The organism is Streptomyces sp. NPDC048171 (genome assembly GCF_043202655.1).
GTDB lineage: Bacteria > Actinomycetota > Actinomycetes > Streptomycetales > Streptomycetaceae > Streptomyces.
This window is the reverse complement of sequence record NZ_JBIDAU010000008.1, coordinates 43,605-58,906: the sequence shown is the minus strand read 5'-3', so window position 1 is coordinate 58,906 and position 15,302 is coordinate 43,605. Positions and strand designations below refer to the sequence as shown.

The window sequence follows — 15,302 nt, the reverse complement described above, 5'->3', positions numbered from 1 at the left end:
TCCGGGTGGTGGGGGTGCGGCCGCCCTGCGTCCCCGACATGCGACTCGCGCTGTGCTGCCCATTACTAGGCACGTCCGGCGCGCGCTGCCACTCCGGGTGGGCCACAGGGATGAGAGACGTCACACTCCGGTCTTGCCGCCGCCCCGAACGGGCATCCGGGAGAGTGGGTGCGCGCCGCGCAGCCCGAAGGAGGGGACCGGTGGACACGACGACAGTGGTGATCTTGGTGGCGGCGCTGCTCGCGACGCTGGTCCTCGCGGCGGCGGTGGCCGTCCTGGTGCGGCTGGTCCGCACCCGACGGGACCTCAGACGAGCCGGGCTCCCCACGGGCCCGCGCTGGGTCTTCTGGGGCGCCGTCCTCTATCTGGTGCTCCCCGCGGACCTGGTGCCCGACCCGGTCTACCTGGACGACATCGGCGTACTGCTCCTCGCACTGCGTTCCGCACGCGGCTCTCTCGGCGGCCGGCGGGACGGCACGGACCGGCGGCAGGGCACCGGCTCGCCCGGTGATTACGCAGCGTAAGGAAACCAATCACCCGTTCGATTCGTATAAGTCTCTGGAAGCCGAAGGAAGTCGGCGGACCAGAAGACGGCGCGATGGGGTCGTCAACTGATCGGCACAGCACCGACTAGGGAGAGACGATGCAACCGTTCGCGCTCAACTACGCACGGCCGGCAGTGGAGTTGGAAGCCACCACTCCGTACGTCTACGACTCCGGGCTGCAGTTGAACGTGCTGTTGGACGGGCGGGTCGCCGCCTGCGACCACGCGCTGCTGAGGGAGCTGGGGACCACGACCTCCACCGCGGGGTCGAAGACCCACTTCGACGACTGAACACGGACCGCTGAGAATGACGGTGTTGATCCTGACCAGTGAAGAGGACGTCACCGCGGACATGGTGGTGGTGCACCTGAACGCGTCGGGAGTACCGGTGGTCCGCCTGGACCCCGCGGATCTGCCCGATTCCGTCGCGCTCTCCGGCGAGTTCGTGCACGGTTCCTTCCGGGGCCATCTGTCCTCGGGCGGCCGTCTGGTGAGCATCGGCGGGCTGCGGTCCGTCTGGGTGCGCAGGCCGGGCGGTGCGGCCACCCGGGCCGCCCAGCCATCCGCGTGGCTGACCGAGGAGGCCGGTCAGGCGCTGTACGGCATGCTCCGCGGCAGTGGGGCGCGCTGGATGAACCAGCCGGACGCGGCGCACCGGGCGCGCTACAAGCCCTGGCAGCTGCGCCTGGCCCAGCGCTGCGGGCTGCCCGTCCCGGCCACGCTGATCACGACCTTTCCGCGGGCGGCACGCGAGTTCGCCGAGCGGTATCCGGATCTGGTGGTCAAGCCCGTCTCGGGCGCGCACCCCCAGGATCCGCCTCTGGCGGTGCCGACCAGCCGGGTTTCCCCCGAGGCCGACTTCGCCGCCGTGGCGCACGGTCCGACGCTGCTGCAGCGCCGGGTCGCCAAGCGTGCGGACATCCGGCTGACCGCCGTCGGCGACGAGTTGCTGGCGGCCCGGAAGAGTGCCCTGGCGGAACCGGACACCGCCGAGGTGGACGTCCGCTTCGCGGAGTCCGGCGAGCCGTGGCGGCCGGTGGAGGTGCCACCGCGGGTGGCCGAGACGGTCCGCGCCTATCTCCGCGCGGCGGGACTCGCCTACGGAGCCCTCGACTTCGCCGAGGACGGCGACGGCACCTGGTGGTTCCTGGAGTGCAACCAGTCGGGGCAGTTCGGCTTCGTGGAGGTGGACACCGGCCAGCCGATCGCCCGCACCATCGCCGAGTGGCTGGCGCGGCCGGGCGCGGAGGACGCGACGGACTCCGACGACCCGGGTACGACGGCCCTGGAGTGAGGTCCGGGCGGTGCCGCGGCTGAGCCCGTCAGTGCGGGCGCGGGCCGGGCAGCAGGGCGGTGCGCTGCCAGCCGGCGCCCGGGGACGGCTGCCGCCCGGTGCCGGGCAGGTGACCGGGCGCGTGCAGGTGACCGGGCGCGTGCAGGTGACCGGGCGCGTGCAGCGGGCGCATGACCACCTCCAACTCCCTGCTCACGCGCTCGGCGTCCCGTCGCACCTGCTCGGGAACGTCACCGCGTTCGGCGACAAGTCGGTCGTAGATGGGGGAATCCTGGAACACCCGTCAACGCGCCTTTCGTGTCGTCCGCCCCCGTACGGGGGCGCGACTGAGCATTCTAGGCGCCCCTCCCCCCGGGGGTGCGCATTCCACCCAGGAGGTGACAGCGGCTCAGGCGCCGGTCGTCGAACCGGGCCGGACGATCATGAGGACCGTCACCGTGGCCCACAGCAGGTTGAACAGGCCGGTGAACATGGCGAGCCGCGCCGTGCGCGCGTGTTCCACGGGCCGCCGGCCGGCCAGGTCCTCGAGCAGTTCCTCCTGGCGGGGCAGCACGAAGGCGATCAGGAGGCCGGCGGCGGCCGCGGTGAGGGTGATGGACGCGATGAGCCACGCGTCGCCGAGGACCCCCATGGCGGCCGCGGTGGCGAAGCCGAGGACCGGCACCGCGATGCCGAGTCCGGCGTAGACCCGGCAGATGCGGTGCAGCAGCCGGACGGTGCTCACGTCACCGGGGCCGTCCGCCTCCCCCGCTCCCGCCCCCGCGGGCTGGGCCACCGGCACCTTCCGGACGGCCGCCGGGTACATGCTGGCCGCGACGGTGACGGGTCCGACGGCGATGATGGCGGCCAGGACGTGGAGGGACAGCAGGATCTTGGTCATCGGTCGGGGCTCCGGAGGCAGGATCGGTCGATGCGGTACGGGAAGGCCACGCTAGGAAGTGGGCGGTTGATCGCACAGAGGCTGAAACGACAGCTTCCAACGGATTCTCGCCAACGCCCCCAGCAGGCCGTTTCCGGTGCCGCGCGCGGACGGACGGGGCCCGACGAGGGGTTCTGTGTGCGGCGGGAATCCGCCTAGGGTGGCGACCATGCACAACGTGGCGATCCTGGTCCTCGACGACGTGGTGCCGTTCGACATGGCGGCACCCATGCAGACGTTCGACTGGACACGGCTGCCCGACGGGCGCAGTCCGTACCGGGTGAGCCTGTGCGCGGAGTCGCCGGAGGTGCGCACCGAGGGGCTCACGCTGCGGATCGAACGCGGCCTGGAGGCACTGGAGAGCGCGGACACGATCATCGTGCCGGGTCGCTCCGAGGAGTCCGGCCCTCCCTCCGAGCGGGTCCTGGCGGCGCTGCGGCAGGCCGCGGCCGCCGGTACGCGGATCGCGTCCGTGTGCGTGGGCGCCTTCGTCCTCGCGGAGGCAGGGCTGCTGGACGGGCTGCGCGCCACCACCCACTGGATCGCCGCGGCGGAACTGGCCCGCCGCCACCCCCGCGTCGACGTGCGGCCGGACGTCCTCTATGTCGACAACGGACAGATCCTCACGTCGGCCGGGGCCGCGGCCGGGCTGGACATGTGCCTGCACATGATCCGCCGGGATCTGGGGTCGGCGGTCGCCGCGCACGCCGCCCGGATGTGTGTCGTACCGCTGGAACGGGAGGGCGGCCAGGCCCAGTTCATCGTTCACGAGCGTCCGCCCGTGCCGCGCGGCTCGGACCTGGAGCCGCTGCTGGAGTGGATCGAGGACAACCTGGCCGGGGAGGTCACCCTCGCCGCGATGGCGGCGCGCTCGGGCATGAGCGAGCGCACCTTCAGCCGCCGGTTCCGCGAGCAGACGGGGACCACTCCGTTGCAGTGGCTGCTGCGGGCGCGGGTGCGGCGGGCCCAGTACCTGCTGGAGAACGGCGACCACTCGGTCGAACGGATCGCCCGGCAGGCCGGTTTCGGATCGCCGACCGCCTTCCGGGAGCGGTTCCGCCGGGTGGTCGGCACCACCCCGTACGCCTACCGCGCGGCGTTCCACGGGCGGCCGCCCGCCGGGGCCGGGTGCCCGTAGGGACCGCGCCGCGGACCGGGACCGTGCCTCCGGTCCGGTCCGCGGCGCGGGCCCCGGGCGCGGCGGGTCAGACTGCCAGCGACAGGCCGCGCTCCTCGTCGGGGTCCGCCGTGGGGACCTCCGCTGCCGTCCGCCCCTTTGCGAGCAGCAGTACGTCCGCCTTCGCCACCGCGTCGTGGACTCCGGTCGTCGCCATCATCACGCACAGCGTGTAGCTGACGTCCGTCAGCTCCCGCGCCGTCGCCGGGCTCTCCCTCTCCGCATGAGCGATCCGCAGCGACGCGTACCGCGTCAGCAATTCCCTGACGACCTTCGGGTCGGGTTCGAGCACGAAGCGCCCCTCTCTCGATTTTCGCTCCGTATGCCCGAACCCGGTCGGAACAATCACATCACGGGTGTCGCTGCTCGCAATTGACGAGATTCTGTCGTCGGCTGTCCGGCCGCCACCCTGATGGGGCGACGAGTTGATGGAAACAGTCACTGGTCAGGCGACCTGGCCGCCGTGCAGTGCCGTGTACGCCCCTCCCCTGGCCAGCAGTTCCTCGTGGGTGCCGGCCTCCTGGATGCGCCCCTCGCCCATCACCACGATCCGGTCCGCGCCCCGCACGGTGGACAGCCGGTGCGCCACGACGAACGTGGTGCGCCCGCGCAGCAGCCGCGCCAGCGCCTCCTGGACGAGCGCCTCCGAGCGGGTGTCCAGCGCGGAGGTGGCCTCGTCGAGGATCAGCACCCGGGGGTCCCGGATCAGGGCGCGGGCGATGGCGAGGCGCTGGCGCTGCCCGCCGGACAGCCGTGCCCCGTGTTCGCCGACCAGGGTGTCCAGGCCCCGGGGCAGCCGGTCGACGAACTCCAGGGCGTTGGCGTCGCGCAGGGCCGTTCGCACCGACTCCTCGTCGGCGTCGTCCATGCCGTAGGCGACGTTGTCCCGGATCGTGCCGTCGAACAGGATGGACTCCTGCGGCACCACCGAGACGAACCGCCGGTACGTGCGCAGGTCCAGGGTGCTCATGTCGGTGCCGTCGAGGAGCAGCCGGCCCGAGGTGGGCCGCAGGAAGCCGATGACCAGGTTGAGCACCGTGGACTTGCCGGCGCCGGACGCGCCCACCAGGGCGACCGTCTCGCCCGGTTCGACCGCGAGCGTGAAGTCCTCCACCGCGGGCCGGCCGTCCCCCTCGTAGAAGTGCGCGACGCCCTCGAAGGTGACGGCGCCGCGCAGTCCGGTCAGCTCGGCCTTGCCCTCGTTGTCCTCCAGTTCGGGGGCCTGGAGCACCTCGCCGACCGACCGGACGGACTCCAGGCCCTTCGTGATGACCGGGGCGAGTGAGGCCAGCGTGGTCGTGGAGGTGGTGAGCGTGGTCAGGAAGGCGCTGAGCATCACGACGTCGCCGGCGGTGACTCCCCAGACGCCGTAGTAGGAGATCAGCGCGGCGCCGGCGAGCACCAGGACGCCGATCACGTTGAGCACGACCCAGGAGAGCGAGCCGAAGCGGCCGTTGACCAGGTCCAGGCGCAGGCCGGAGGTCAGCAGGCGGTCCAGGGTGCCGTCCATGCGGCGCAGCGCCTTGCCCTCCAGGCCGTGGGCGCGGGTGACCGGAATGAGCCGGGTCATCTCCGTGACCCGGGAGGACAGGGTCTCGACCTCGTGGCGGAAGTGCTCGTTGTGGGTGCGCAGCCGGGCCCGGAGCCGGGCGACGAGGAGGGAGGCGGCGGGTACGACGACGAGGAAGACGGGCAGGAACTCCGGGGTGCGCACGGCGATGATGACCAGGCCGCCGGTGAGCACGGTGAGCGCGCCGAGTCCGGTCTCGGCGGTCTGCTGCACCATCTGCTCCACCGTCTCCACGTCCCGGACGACCTTGGCCTGCAGGACGCCCGCGCTGACCCGGGAGTGGTAGCCGATGGAGAGCTGCTGCATCCGCGTGCAGAGCGCCGAGCGCAGACCGGTGCCCATGCGGCGGACGCTGCCGTACAGGAGGCGCACGTACAGCAGATGCAACGGGTAGTTGACCAGCAGGATGAACATGATGACCCCGGTGCTGGTCCACAGGTCGCCGATCGGACCGTGCTGGACGACGGTGTCGATGATGGTCGCGGTGATGAGGGGCAGCAGCCAGATAGGGCTGTGCTTCACGGTGAACACGACTACTGCTCCGGCCAGTTGGCGGCGGTCGGGGCTGAGCAGGTAGACGAGCGTGCGTATCGGGTGTTCGCCCCGGTAGCGGTGATCGAGCGGTTTTGCGGGTGGCGACGCCATCGGCGTGGTCCTCCAGGTGACCGAGTGGGGCAAGCGCTTACTCCGCGCGCCTTCCTACCCCGTCGGCAAGGAGTACGCCACACCGTCCCGCGCCTTGGATCCCGCGCCCGGCTCCCGTGCCCCGGATCCCGCGTTCCGGAGGGGAGACCCGCGCCTTCTCCCCCGTGGAGGGCGCGGGTCTCAGTCTCCGAGCGTGCGGGCGAGTTCGGTCGTGGCGCGCGTGATCTCGCTGTCGTCATCCGCCAGCAGCCGCTCCAGCCCGTCCCGCCTTGCGCGGACCGCCTGCCGCGCGGCGCGCTCCCACGCCACCGGGTTCTCACGGTGGTTGAGCAGTTTGGGGTAGGCGGTGGCGGTGGTCTCCCACTGGCGGGCGTCCGCGATATTCTTGAGCAGCTGGATGATCTGCGCCCGGCAGCTCACCTGGGGCCGCTGCGCGAGCTCCCAGAGGAAGGGGACGGTCGCGGCGGTGGCCTGCTCCACGACGAAGCCGTACTGGCAGATGCGTTTCCGCAGGTCGTTGAGAGCCGCTCGGGCGGTCTCGGCATCGCCCCAGGCGACCTTGCGCAGCAGCCGGGGAATGGCGGCGGCCGAGCCGCTGGAGTCCTGGATCTCTCCCCAGGGCACGCCGTCGAGTCCGGCGAGGAGGGCGGCGGTGCGGTGCGAGCCGTGCGGCTGTCGGTCGGTGCGCTGGATGCTCGGCTCGGGTGTCGGAGCGCTGCGCATGGTGGGGGGCCCTTCCGCGGCAGTCGGGGTCAGGTGAGGGGGCTGGTCGGCAACTTGGCCCAGACCGTCTTGCCCGCGGGAGGCCTCGGGGTCCAGCCCCACTCCTCGGCGAGCGCGTCGACGATGTACAGGCCGCGTCCGTGCTCCCGGAGTGCGGAGTCGTCGAACGGCTGGAACACGGGTGCGCCGTCCCCGGGGTCGGAGACGGTCAGCGTCAGGTGACCGGGGTCCAGGGCGAGCCCCAGCCGGATCTCGGGCGCGCTGCCCGCCGCCGCCGAGGGCACGGCGTGCGCCACGGCGTTGGAGACCAGTTCGGTGATCACCAGGACCGCGTCGTCACCGCGGTGGTCGAGGGACCACGCGCGCAGCGTGTCCCGGGTGAACACCCTGGCCCGGGCGAAGCCCTCCCCGCTGCACGCGACGCGCAGCATCGCGGAGGCCGGCCGATCACCGCCCGGTGCGGGGTACTTGGCGTACGGAGCGGCGGGCGGCCGCTCGGCGCGTTCGCCGGGCGACCGGAGCGTTGGATGCGCAGGTGACGGCACTGCATCTCCCTGATGCGACATCAGAATCGGGCGTCCACCGAGGGGTTGACGCCACGGCTATTATCCACGCTGAGAGCGCTCGCGTGCAATTGCACGAGAAATTGCGCGAAAAAAATCGGATGGGAGCGCGCAGGACCGGAAGTACTCGGTCCGCTCCCCCGAACGGCAAGGAGACCGCGGTGCCACCAGTGCGCAACGGAGTGCAGGCCAGCCTGTTGGACGCCTGCTGGAAGAAGAGTCGGCACAGCAACGCCGAGGGCAACTGCGTCGAAGTGGCCCTCGTGGACGGGGGCATCGCGATGCGCAACTCCCGCGATCCGGACGGCCCCGCACTCGTCTACACCTCCGCCGAGGTGGCCTCCTTCCTCGCCGGGGCGAAGGAGGGCGAGTTCGACCACCTGCTGTGAGACGGGGCAGCGACGGGAAGCGGAACCCAACTACCCTTTTTCTACGGGTGGATGCGTCCGGAGCCAGTGGGATGAGATAGTCTTTGCCTCAAGTCTGCCGGTCTGCTGGGAGTCAGGATGTCCGCCGCGTCGCATCGCATCTCCCGTCTCGAACCCTATCTGGACCGGGCCGAGCCGGCTCCGACTCTGCTGAAGATGCTCGTCGGCGTTCAGCTGGCGGGCTTCCGCGAGGACGCCGGCCTCTCCCAGGACCAGGCGGCCCGCGCTCTCGGCTTCAGCCCCGCGAAGCTCTCGCGCATCGAGTCCGGCAAGGGCCGCAGGCCTCCGACGGAGACCGACGTCCGCGCGCTGCTGGAGAAGTACGGCACCGACCCCTACGAGGCCTCGGTCCTGCTCAAGCTGTTGCAGCGCGCCGGCGAACCGGGCTGGTGGCAGCGGTACGACAAGCGGCTGATGCCCGAGTGGTTCGACCGCCTGGTCGGCCTCCAGGAGGCCGCGGCCACCATCCGTACGTTCGAGATCCAGTACGTCCCCGGTCTGCTCCAGACCGCGGCCTACACCCGGGCCGTGGTCGAGCGCGGCCTGCCGAACGCGCCCGCCGGCGAGGTCGGCCGCCGCGTCGAACTGCGCATGCGCCGCGCGGAACTGCTGGAGCGCCGGGACGCGCCACAGCTGTGGGCGATCATCGACGAGTCGGTGCTGCTGCGCGTACTGGGCAGCCGCGAGGTCATGCACGAGCAGCTCACGCACCTCGTCGACCTGGCCCAGCGGCCCCACGTGACGCTTCAGGTCGTGCCGCTGGACGTGACCAACGCGTCGGCGCCCGCGATACCCGTCACCTATCTGCGCTTCGGCGGCGCCGACCTGCCCGACGTCGTCTACCTGGAGCACATCAGGAGCGCCAACTTCCTGGAGGACCGGGACGAGACCGAGGAGTACCGGGTCGCCCTGGACCGGCTCGCCGACGAGGCGCTGACTCCGCGCGAGACCCTGGACCTGCTGCGCCGGACGATGGCGGAGCGCTACGCGGCGAAGTAGCACGACCCGCCAGGACGGCAGGCACGGAGGAGGGGCCCCGCACACGAGCTGCGGGGCCCCTCCTCCGTGCCGTTCGGACGGGTCAGCGCAGGCGGCCCAGGCCGCCGAACTCGATCCACTCGTCGGTGAGCTGACGGGGCGCGACCTCGGTGTCCGGACGCCAGGTGGAGACCTCGACCAGGCCGGGCTCCAGGATCTCCATGCCCTCGAAGTATGCCTCGACGTCCTTGGGCTCGCGGACCCGCCCCCAGTGCCCCTGAGTCGCCTGGTTCATGAAGTCCGTGACGAACTTCCGCACCTCGGCGTCCTCGCTGACCAGCTGGCACATCACCGCGTAGCTGCCGGGGGCGAGCCGCTCGGTGACACGGCGGACGACCGCCTGGGGACCGTCGGTGTCGCTGTCCGGGATGCAGTGGAATACCGAGTTGAACAGCACGGCGACCGGCTGCGAGAAGTCGATCAGGCGCTGGGTATCCGGGTGGGAGAAGATCTCCTCGGTCGACCGCATGTCGGCGTGGATGACGGCGGTCTGTTCGTTCTGGTCGAGCAGGGCCCGGCCGTGGACCAGCACCATCGGATCGTTGTCGACGTAGACGACGCGGGAGTCCGGGGCGACCCGCTGGGCGACCTGGTGCACGTTGTCCTGTGTGGGCAGGCCGGATCCGTGGTCGAGGAACTGCCGGACGCCGTACTCCTGCGCGAGGGTCCTGACCACCCGCTGGAGGAAGCGCCGGTTGTTGAGCGCGAGGCGGCGCGTGCTGGGCACGACCTTGTCGAGCTCGCCGACCGCGGCCCGGTCGGCCGCGTAGTTGTCCTTGCCGCCCAGGTAGTAGTCGTACATCCGTGCGGCTGTGGGCACGTTGGCGTCGATTTCCGTGGACACCTGCTTGTCGGCTTGCATCGTTCCCCCAGCTCCGTACGGGCGCCAACTGGACTGGCCTGACTGAGAGTACATCCTAGGGACCGGGTGGTCAGCGAAACCAGGGGGCTGATCAAGTGGCCGTCAAACCCATTGCCGGACAGCGGAGTTGACGGCCACCCGATCCATCAGCCGCGGGCGGCCAGGTACGCGTCCGCGCCGGGGGCCTTGTGGGCCTCCTCCACGCCGACCAGTGCGCCGACGGCCTTCGCGTCGGGCTTCAGGACGTACGTCTCCCGGCTGGCGGGCGCGGTCACGAGGGTGAAGTCCTGCGGGGTGCCGAGACCGGTGTCGGCGTTCTTCTGCGAGCGGTGCGCCTTGACGACGTCCGCGCGGGCGAGGCTGCCTCCCTCACATGCCTTCTTCAGGTCGGCGCCCATGAGTCTGGCGGCGTTGTAGCCGGAGAGCACGCCGGAGTCGACCAGCTCCCCGGGGTACTTCTTTCCGTAGTCGGCGACCATCTTCTTCACGCCCGGCAGGTCGGAGCTGACCGCCGGTGCCGCGCTGACCACGTGGACCATGGCCGCCAGGGCCGCCGCCGCGGGCGTCTTCATCAGCTGCGGGGCGTAGCCGGGGGCACTGCTGACGATCGGCACCTTCAGCCCCCGGGCGGCGGCCACGCCGGCCAGCGAGGCGGTCTGCGCGGGGCCCGCGCTGATCAGCACCGCCTTCACGCCGGCCTTGCTCAACGCGGAGACCTGTGCGGACAGATCGGTGTCCGTGGCCTTGATCTTCTGCCCGACCACCTTCATCCCCGCCTCCTCGGCGGCCCACTCGGAGCCCTCCAGGGCGTTGGTCCCGTAGTCGCCCTCGAAGTACACGTGGCCGATGGTGTCGCCCTTGGCGAGCTTCTTGGTGCGGGTCAGGAAGTCGACGGCGGCGATCATGTCCAGGTCGTAGGTGGTGCCCAGGACCTGGACGGAGTCCCGACCCAGCAGGGAGGCGGCCCAGGCCTGCGGGAAGGTCAGCATGTGGTCCCGCTCGATGTCGTCCAGCAGGGCCGCGACCACCGGGGAGCCGATGACCTGGGGCAGGGCGACGACGTCCGGGGCGATGTCGGCGTAGGCGGTGACCGCCTTCTGCACGTCGTAGCCGTGGTCCTTGACGACGATCTCGACCTGTCTTCCGCAGATGCCGCCCGCGGCGTTGGTCTCGTCGGCCCACATCTGCTGGGCCTGCACGATGCTCTTGCCGAGGGTGGCGTAGGGGCCGGTGAGGTCGGTGAGCGCGCCCAGCTTGATGGTCTTCTCGCTGACGCCGGGGCCGGTCTTGACGCCGTCCGCGGCGTCGTCGGTGCCTCCGCCGTCCGCCTTGGAGCTGCAGGCGGTGCCCGCGAGCAGCACGGCGGCCAGTGCCGCCGCCAGGGCGGCGGTCCGGGCGGTGCGGGGCCTGGGGTGCGTGACGTTCACGGGGTGTGCTCCTTGGCTCGTGCGGCGTTGGCGGTGGTGGTCGGGGAGGTGAGCGGGGACCCGCCGTCGGGCGGGCCGGCGGCGGACGGCCGGCGGCGCAGGCGGGCGCGGGTGCGGCGGGCCAGTCCGTGCAGGCCGTCGGGGGCGTAGAGGAGGATCACGACGATCGCGGCGCCGTAGAGGTAGCGGGACGCCTCGGTCGGGCCGATCGATCCGCCGCCGGAACCCGGGGTCGCCACCAGCGGCAACTGGTCGGCGTAGCGGGTCATCAGCAGGGGCAGCGCGGTGACGAAGACGGCTCCCGCGGTGGCTCCGGCGACCGAGCCGAGGCCGCCGATGACGATCATGGCGAGGTAGTCGACGGAGAGGGCGAGGGAGAAGTAGTCGGGGACGACGCGGCGGAAGGAGAGCGCGAGCAGGACGCCGGCCAGGCCCGCGTACATGGAGGAGACGACGAACGCCGCCGAGCGGTACCGCGCCACGTGCACGCCCATCACCGACGCCGCGGTCTCGCTGTCGCGCAGGGCGACCAGGGCGCGGCCCGGACGCCCGCGCAGCAGTCCGCGGGCGGTGAACCAGGTGACTGCGAACAGGACCAGGCCCAGGTACCAGAGCCGTTCCTCGGCACCGAACGGCACGCCCAGGACCGTCAGTTCGGGGTCGGTCTCCGCGAAGGTGAACCCGCCCAGCTCCAGCGGCGGCACCGAGCGCCCGTTGAAGCCGCCGGTGACGGAGTCCGCGGTGAGCAGGACGTGGTGGCCGAGGAAGACCAGGGCGAGGGTGGCCACGCCCAGGTAGATGCCCTTGACCCGGCCGGCGACGGGACTGAACAGGCCTCCGGCGGCGCCGGCCAGGAGCACGGCGAGCAGCGCGGCGAGGGAGGGCGGCAGCCCGGGGCCTGGCTCGCCGGCCAGCCACACGTAGCCGTACGCGCCGACCGCGAGGAAGAAGGCGTGGCCGAGGGAGAGCTGTCCGGCGGTGCCGCTGAGCAGGCCGAGCCCGACGGCCCCGATGGCCGCGGCCATGGAGAACAGGCCGATGCGCAGCCAGAAGGCGTCCAGGTAGAAGGGCAGGGCGCACAGGAGGAGGACGGGCAGCAGGAGGCCGCCGCGTCGGAGGAGGCCGGAGAGTCGGTCAGACACGGGCCGCTCCCTTCGCCGCGAAGAGTCCGGCGGGCCGCACCAGCAGGACCAGCACCATCACGGCGTACGGCGCGACGTCGCCGAAGCCCTCGCCGAGGACGTGCAGGTCGGTCTGGTAGCCGGCGACGAACGCCTCGGTGAGGCCGATCAGCATGCTGCCGACGAGGGCGCCGACCGGTGAGGCCATGCCGCCGAGGATGGCGGCCGGGAAGGCCTTCAGGGCGATTTGCCCGGTGGTGCGCTCCAGGCCGGGCGCGGGGAAGGCGACCAGGAAGACCGCGGCGAGCGCGGCGAGTCCGCCGGCCAGGCACCAGGCGGCGGTGCGCACCCGGGTCAGCCGTACGCCCATCAGGGCGGCGGCCTCCGAGTCCTCGGCGGCGGCGCGGAGCGAGAGTCCCCACGAGGTGAACCGGAAGAGGGCGAAGGCGCCGCCGATGGCGAGGGCGGAGACCAGGATCGCGGCGACGCGGCTGTCGGCCACGGTCACCGGGCCGAGGTCGGTCACGGCGTCGCCCCAGGGGTCGCCGAGCGGCAGCAGGTCGCCGCCGATGCGCCGGGCCAGGTCGGTGACCAGGACGATGTCGATGCCGATGGTGACGATGGTCTGGACGTGCGCGGCGTGCGGGTCGCCGCCGCCGACCGGCTGGAGCAGCAGCCGGTCCAGCGCCCCCGCCACGGCCGCCGTCACGAGGACCGCGACGGCCAGCGCCCCGGCGAAGCCGAGGTCGTCGTGGAGGACGGCGACGAGGTAGCCGCCGAGCAGCAGCAGGGAGCCGTGGGCGAAGTTCAGTACGCCGGAGGCCTTGAAGATGGTGACGAAGCCCAGCGCGATCAGGGCGTAGACGGAGCCGAGGGCGAGGCCGTTGAGGAGGTTGTCGAGGAAGCCGCTCATGCCGCGTCCTCCCCGGTGGTGCCGGTGCCGAGGTAGGCGCGCAGCACCTCGGGGTCGCGCCGGACCTCGTCGGGGGTGCCGTGGGCGATGGCCTTGCCGAAGTCGAGGACGGTGACCTCGTCGGCGAGCCGCATCACCAGTCCCATGTCGTGTTCGACCAGGACGACGGAGAGGCCGAGTTCGGCACGGATCTCCCGGACGACCTCGGTCATGCGGGCGCGTTCGGCGGCGTTCATGCCGGCCACGGGTTCGTCGAGCAGCAGGACACGGGGCTCCAGACAGAGGGCGCGGGCGAGTTCGACGCGCTTGCGGTCGCCGTAGGAGAGCAGGGCGACGGGCGAGGTGAAGTGGGCTGCGAGGCCGACGAGTTCGGCGATCTCCCGGGCCTTGGCGAGATGCTCGCGCTGCTCGCGCACGGCGCGCGGCAGCCGCAGGGCGCTGGCGGCGAAACCGGCGCGGGACAGGGCGTGGCGGCCGAGCATCAGGTTGTCGGCGACGGTGCCCTGGGTGGTGACGATGTTCTGGAAGGTGCGGGCCACGCCGAGCGCCGCGATGCGGTGCGGGGCGAGGCGCGTCAGCTCGGCGTCGCCGAGCCGTACGGTGCCGGTGGTGGGGCGGTACAGACCCGACAGGACGTTGAAGCAGGTGGACTTGCCGGCGCCGTTGGGGCCGATGACGGCATGCAGGGTGCCGGGGGCGACGGTGAAGGAGACGTCGTCGAGGGCGACGAGTCCGGCGAAGCGCACGGTCACGCCCCGGACGTGGAGCGCTTCGGGGGCGGTCACGCGGCCCCCTGGTCGTCGGTGGTCTCGCCCAGGTAGAGGCGGCGTACGGCGTCGGTCCGGGCGAGCTCCGCGGCGGGGCCGGAGAGCCGGACCTCGCCGACCTCCAGGACGTATGCCTCTTCGGCGAGGGACAGGGCCATGCCGGCGTTCTGTTCGACGAGCAGGACGGCGGTGCCCTGGGCGTTGATCTCGCGGACGACTCCGGCGATGCGGTCCACCATCATCGGGGCGAGGCCGAGGGAGGGCTCGTCCAGGAGGAGCAGGCGGGGCGCGGCCATCAGGGCGCGGCCGATGGCCAGCATCTGCTGCTCCCCGCCGGACAGCAGGCCGGCGGCCTGGCGGGGGCGTTCGGCGAGCCGGGGGAAGAGCGCGAAGACGCGGTCCCTTCCCTCGCGGACCTGGGCCGGGGCGCGTCGGCCGAGGCCGAGCCCGCCGGCTCGCAGGTTCTCGTCGACGGTGAGTCCGGCGAACACCCGCCTGCCCTCGGGCACCTGGACGACTCCGGCGCGTACGGCGGCGACCGGGTCCCGGCCGTCGAGTTCCGTGTCGCCGTAGCGGACACGGCCGGCCGTGATCGCCCCTCGGTGCAGGCGCAGTGTGCCCGAGACGGCCCGCAGCAGCGTCGTCTTGCCGGCGCCGTTGGCACCGAGGAGGGCGACGACGGCGCCGTGCGGGACGGTCAGGGACACGGAGCGGAGGGCGGACAGCGCGCGCCCGTACGTCACGTCGAGGCTCTCGACGTGCAGCGCGGGCGCACCGTCCGGTGGTGCTGCGGGCATCGCGGCTCCTTGGGACCGGCCGAATCGGCACGGTGACGGGTGAATGGGGGGAGCTCACGACAGCACGGACACGGGTGCCCGTACAGGGCACCCGGGCCGGGTCGCTGCGGCGTCCCAGTCCGGGGGCGGAGAGTCTGTGCGGATGCCCAGGCGGGGAGGCGGCAGGGGTGCGGGGTGGTGGGGCGGGTGGGGCTGCGGGAGCGGGCGGGAACGCGGTGGCGCGGCTCGGCCGTCCGCGCGACGAAACCCCGGCAGCCCGCAGGACCGCAGCAGCGGGCAGGAGCCCGGTCGCACCGCCGCAACCTGACCCACCGCGCGACGAAAACCCAGCAACCCGCAGGACCACAGCAGCGGGCAGGAGCCCGGTCGCACCGCCGCAACCTGACCCACCGCGCGACGAAAACCCGGCAACCCGCAGGACCACAGCAGCGGGCAGGAGCCCGGTCGCACCGCCGCAACCTGACCCACCGCGCGACGAAAACCCAGCAACCCACGGGACCACAGCAGCGGGCGG

General features: G+C 72.2%; 18 protein-coding genes. 6 read left to right on the top strand and 12 right to left on the bottom strand.

The features are described 5' to 3' along the window. The first annotated feature begins 200 nt into the window (after nucleotides 1-200). The 3 genes from ACGF3J_RS22800 (at nucleotide 201) to tgmB (ending at nucleotide 1,838) form a co-directional block, all read left to right on the top strand. A complete protein-coding gene (locus ACGF3J_RS22800; protein ID WP_161328166.1) occupies nucleotides 201-524 on the top strand; it encodes a YkvA family protein in 324 nt (107 codons plus the stop codon). A gap of 119 nt (nucleotides 525-643) precedes the next feature. After that, complete coding sequence (gene tgmA, locus ACGF3J_RS22795) at nucleotides 644-835, top strand: putative ATP-grasp-modified RiPP (RefSeq protein WP_003978169.1); 192 nt, start codon at nucleotides 644-646, stop codon at nucleotides 833-835. A gap of 16 nt (nucleotides 836-851) precedes the next feature. Beyond that, a complete protein-coding gene (tgmB, locus tag ACGF3J_RS22790) occupies nucleotides 852-1,838 on the top strand; it encodes an ATP-grasp ribosomal peptide maturase (protein ID WP_393854563.1) in 987 nt (328 codons plus the stop codon). Nucleotides 1,839-1,866: 28 nt separating this feature from the next. On the opposite strand, the gene ACGF3J_RS22785 is transcribed toward tgmB, so the two are convergent. Both ACGF3J_RS22785 and ACGF3J_RS22780 read right to left on the bottom strand, forming a co-directional pair. Next, the gene (locus tag ACGF3J_RS22785; RefSeq protein WP_393854562.1) at nucleotides 1,867-2,118 is read right to left on the bottom strand and encodes a hypothetical protein; all 252 of its coding nucleotides are present in this window, start codon (nucleotides 2,116-2,118) and stop codon (nucleotides 1,867-1,869) included. Between the two features lie 108 nt (nucleotides 2,119-2,226). After that, nucleotides 2,227-2,718, bottom strand: a complete 492-nt coding sequence (locus ACGF3J_RS22780; protein WP_393854561.1) for a hypothetical protein — start codon at nucleotides 2,716-2,718, stop codon at nucleotides 2,227-2,229. Between the two features lie 208 nt (nucleotides 2,719-2,926). Here ACGF3J_RS22780 and ACGF3J_RS22775 point away from each other — a divergent pair, with 208 nt between their 5' ends. Further along, nucleotides 2,927-3,895, top strand: coding sequence for a GlxA family transcriptional regulator (locus ACGF3J_RS22775; protein WP_393854560.1), 969 nt, complete (start codon nucleotides 2,927-2,929; stop codon nucleotides 3,893-3,895). A gap of 67 nt (nucleotides 3,896-3,962) precedes the next feature. Here the strand turns inward: ACGF3J_RS22775 and ACGF3J_RS22770 are convergent, their stop codons facing one another. From ACGF3J_RS22770 to ACGF3J_RS22755, 4 genes are all read right to left on the bottom strand, one after another. Beyond that, complete coding sequence (locus ACGF3J_RS22770) at nucleotides 3,963-4,226, bottom strand: DUF5133 domain-containing protein (protein ID WP_393854559.1); 264 nt, start codon at nucleotides 4,224-4,226, stop codon at nucleotides 3,963-3,965. 153 nt (nucleotides 4,227-4,379) lie between these two features. Further along, nucleotides 4,380-6,149 carry an ABC transporter ATP-binding protein gene (locus tag ACGF3J_RS22765; protein WP_393854558.1) on the bottom strand — a complete coding sequence of 590 codons (1,770 nt, stop codon included), beginning with the start codon at nucleotides 6,147-6,149 and terminating at the stop codon, nucleotides 4,380-4,382. Between the two features lie 180 nt (nucleotides 6,150-6,329). Then, complete coding sequence (locus ACGF3J_RS22760) at nucleotides 6,330-6,872, bottom strand: hypothetical protein (RefSeq protein ID WP_202559004.1); 543 nt, start codon at nucleotides 6,870-6,872, stop codon at nucleotides 6,330-6,332. 29 nt (nucleotides 6,873-6,901) lie between these two features. After that, entirely contained in the window at nucleotides 6,902-7,417 is a 516-nt protein-coding gene (locus tag ACGF3J_RS22755) for an ATP-binding protein (RefSeq protein ID WP_393854557.1), read from the bottom strand. 179 nt (nucleotides 7,418-7,596) lie between these two features. Here ACGF3J_RS22755 and ACGF3J_RS22750 point away from each other — a divergent pair, with 179 nt between their 5' ends. Both ACGF3J_RS22750 and ACGF3J_RS22745 read left to right on the top strand, forming a co-directional pair. Beyond that, entirely contained in the window at nucleotides 7,597-7,824 is a 228-nt protein-coding gene (locus tag ACGF3J_RS22750; RefSeq protein ID WP_393854556.1) for a DUF397 domain-containing protein, read from the top strand. A 117-nt stretch (nucleotides 7,825-7,941) separates the two neighbouring features. Next, entirely contained in the window at nucleotides 7,942-8,862 is a 921-nt protein-coding gene (locus ACGF3J_RS22745; RefSeq protein WP_386933054.1) for a helix-turn-helix domain-containing protein, read from the top strand. A gap of 82 nt (nucleotides 8,863-8,944) precedes the next feature. Here ACGF3J_RS22745 and ACGF3J_RS22740 read toward each other — a convergent pair whose 3' ends face one another. From ACGF3J_RS22740 to ACGF3J_RS22715, 6 genes are all read right to left on the bottom strand, one after another. Beyond that, a complete protein-coding gene (locus tag ACGF3J_RS22740; protein WP_161332266.1) occupies nucleotides 8,945-9,763 on the bottom strand; it encodes an SAM-dependent methyltransferase in 819 nt (272 codons plus the stop codon). 146 nt (nucleotides 9,764-9,909) lie between these two features. Continuing rightward, nucleotides 9,910-11,190, bottom strand: coding sequence for an ABC transporter substrate-binding protein (locus tag ACGF3J_RS22735; protein WP_161332267.1), 1,281 nt, complete (start codon nucleotides 11,188-11,190; stop codon nucleotides 9,910-9,912). Then, nucleotides 11,187-12,332, bottom strand: a complete 1,146-nt coding sequence (locus ACGF3J_RS22730; RefSeq protein ID WP_393854555.1) for a branched-chain amino acid ABC transporter permease — start codon at nucleotides 12,330-12,332, stop codon at nucleotides 11,187-11,189. The genes ACGF3J_RS22735 and ACGF3J_RS22730 overlap by 4 nt, the downstream gene beginning before the upstream one ends. Further along, a complete protein-coding gene (locus ACGF3J_RS22725) occupies nucleotides 12,325-13,224 on the bottom strand; it encodes a branched-chain amino acid ABC transporter permease (protein WP_161332269.1) in 900 nt (299 codons plus the stop codon). Before ACGF3J_RS22725 ends, ACGF3J_RS22730 begins: the two co-directional genes overlap by 8 nt. Further along, nucleotides 13,221-14,009 carry an ABC transporter ATP-binding protein gene (locus ACGF3J_RS22720; protein WP_393854554.1) on the bottom strand — a complete coding sequence of 263 codons (789 nt, stop codon included), beginning with the start codon at nucleotides 14,007-14,009 and terminating at the stop codon, nucleotides 13,221-13,223. Before ACGF3J_RS22720 ends, ACGF3J_RS22725 begins: the two co-directional genes overlap by 4 nt. Continuing rightward, complete coding sequence (locus ACGF3J_RS22715; protein ID WP_161332271.1) at nucleotides 14,006-14,788, bottom strand: ABC transporter ATP-binding protein; 783 nt, start codon at nucleotides 14,786-14,788, stop codon at nucleotides 14,006-14,008. The genes ACGF3J_RS22720 and ACGF3J_RS22715 overlap by 4 nt, the downstream gene beginning before the upstream one ends. Nucleotides 14,789-15,302: the final 514 nt, after the last annotated feature.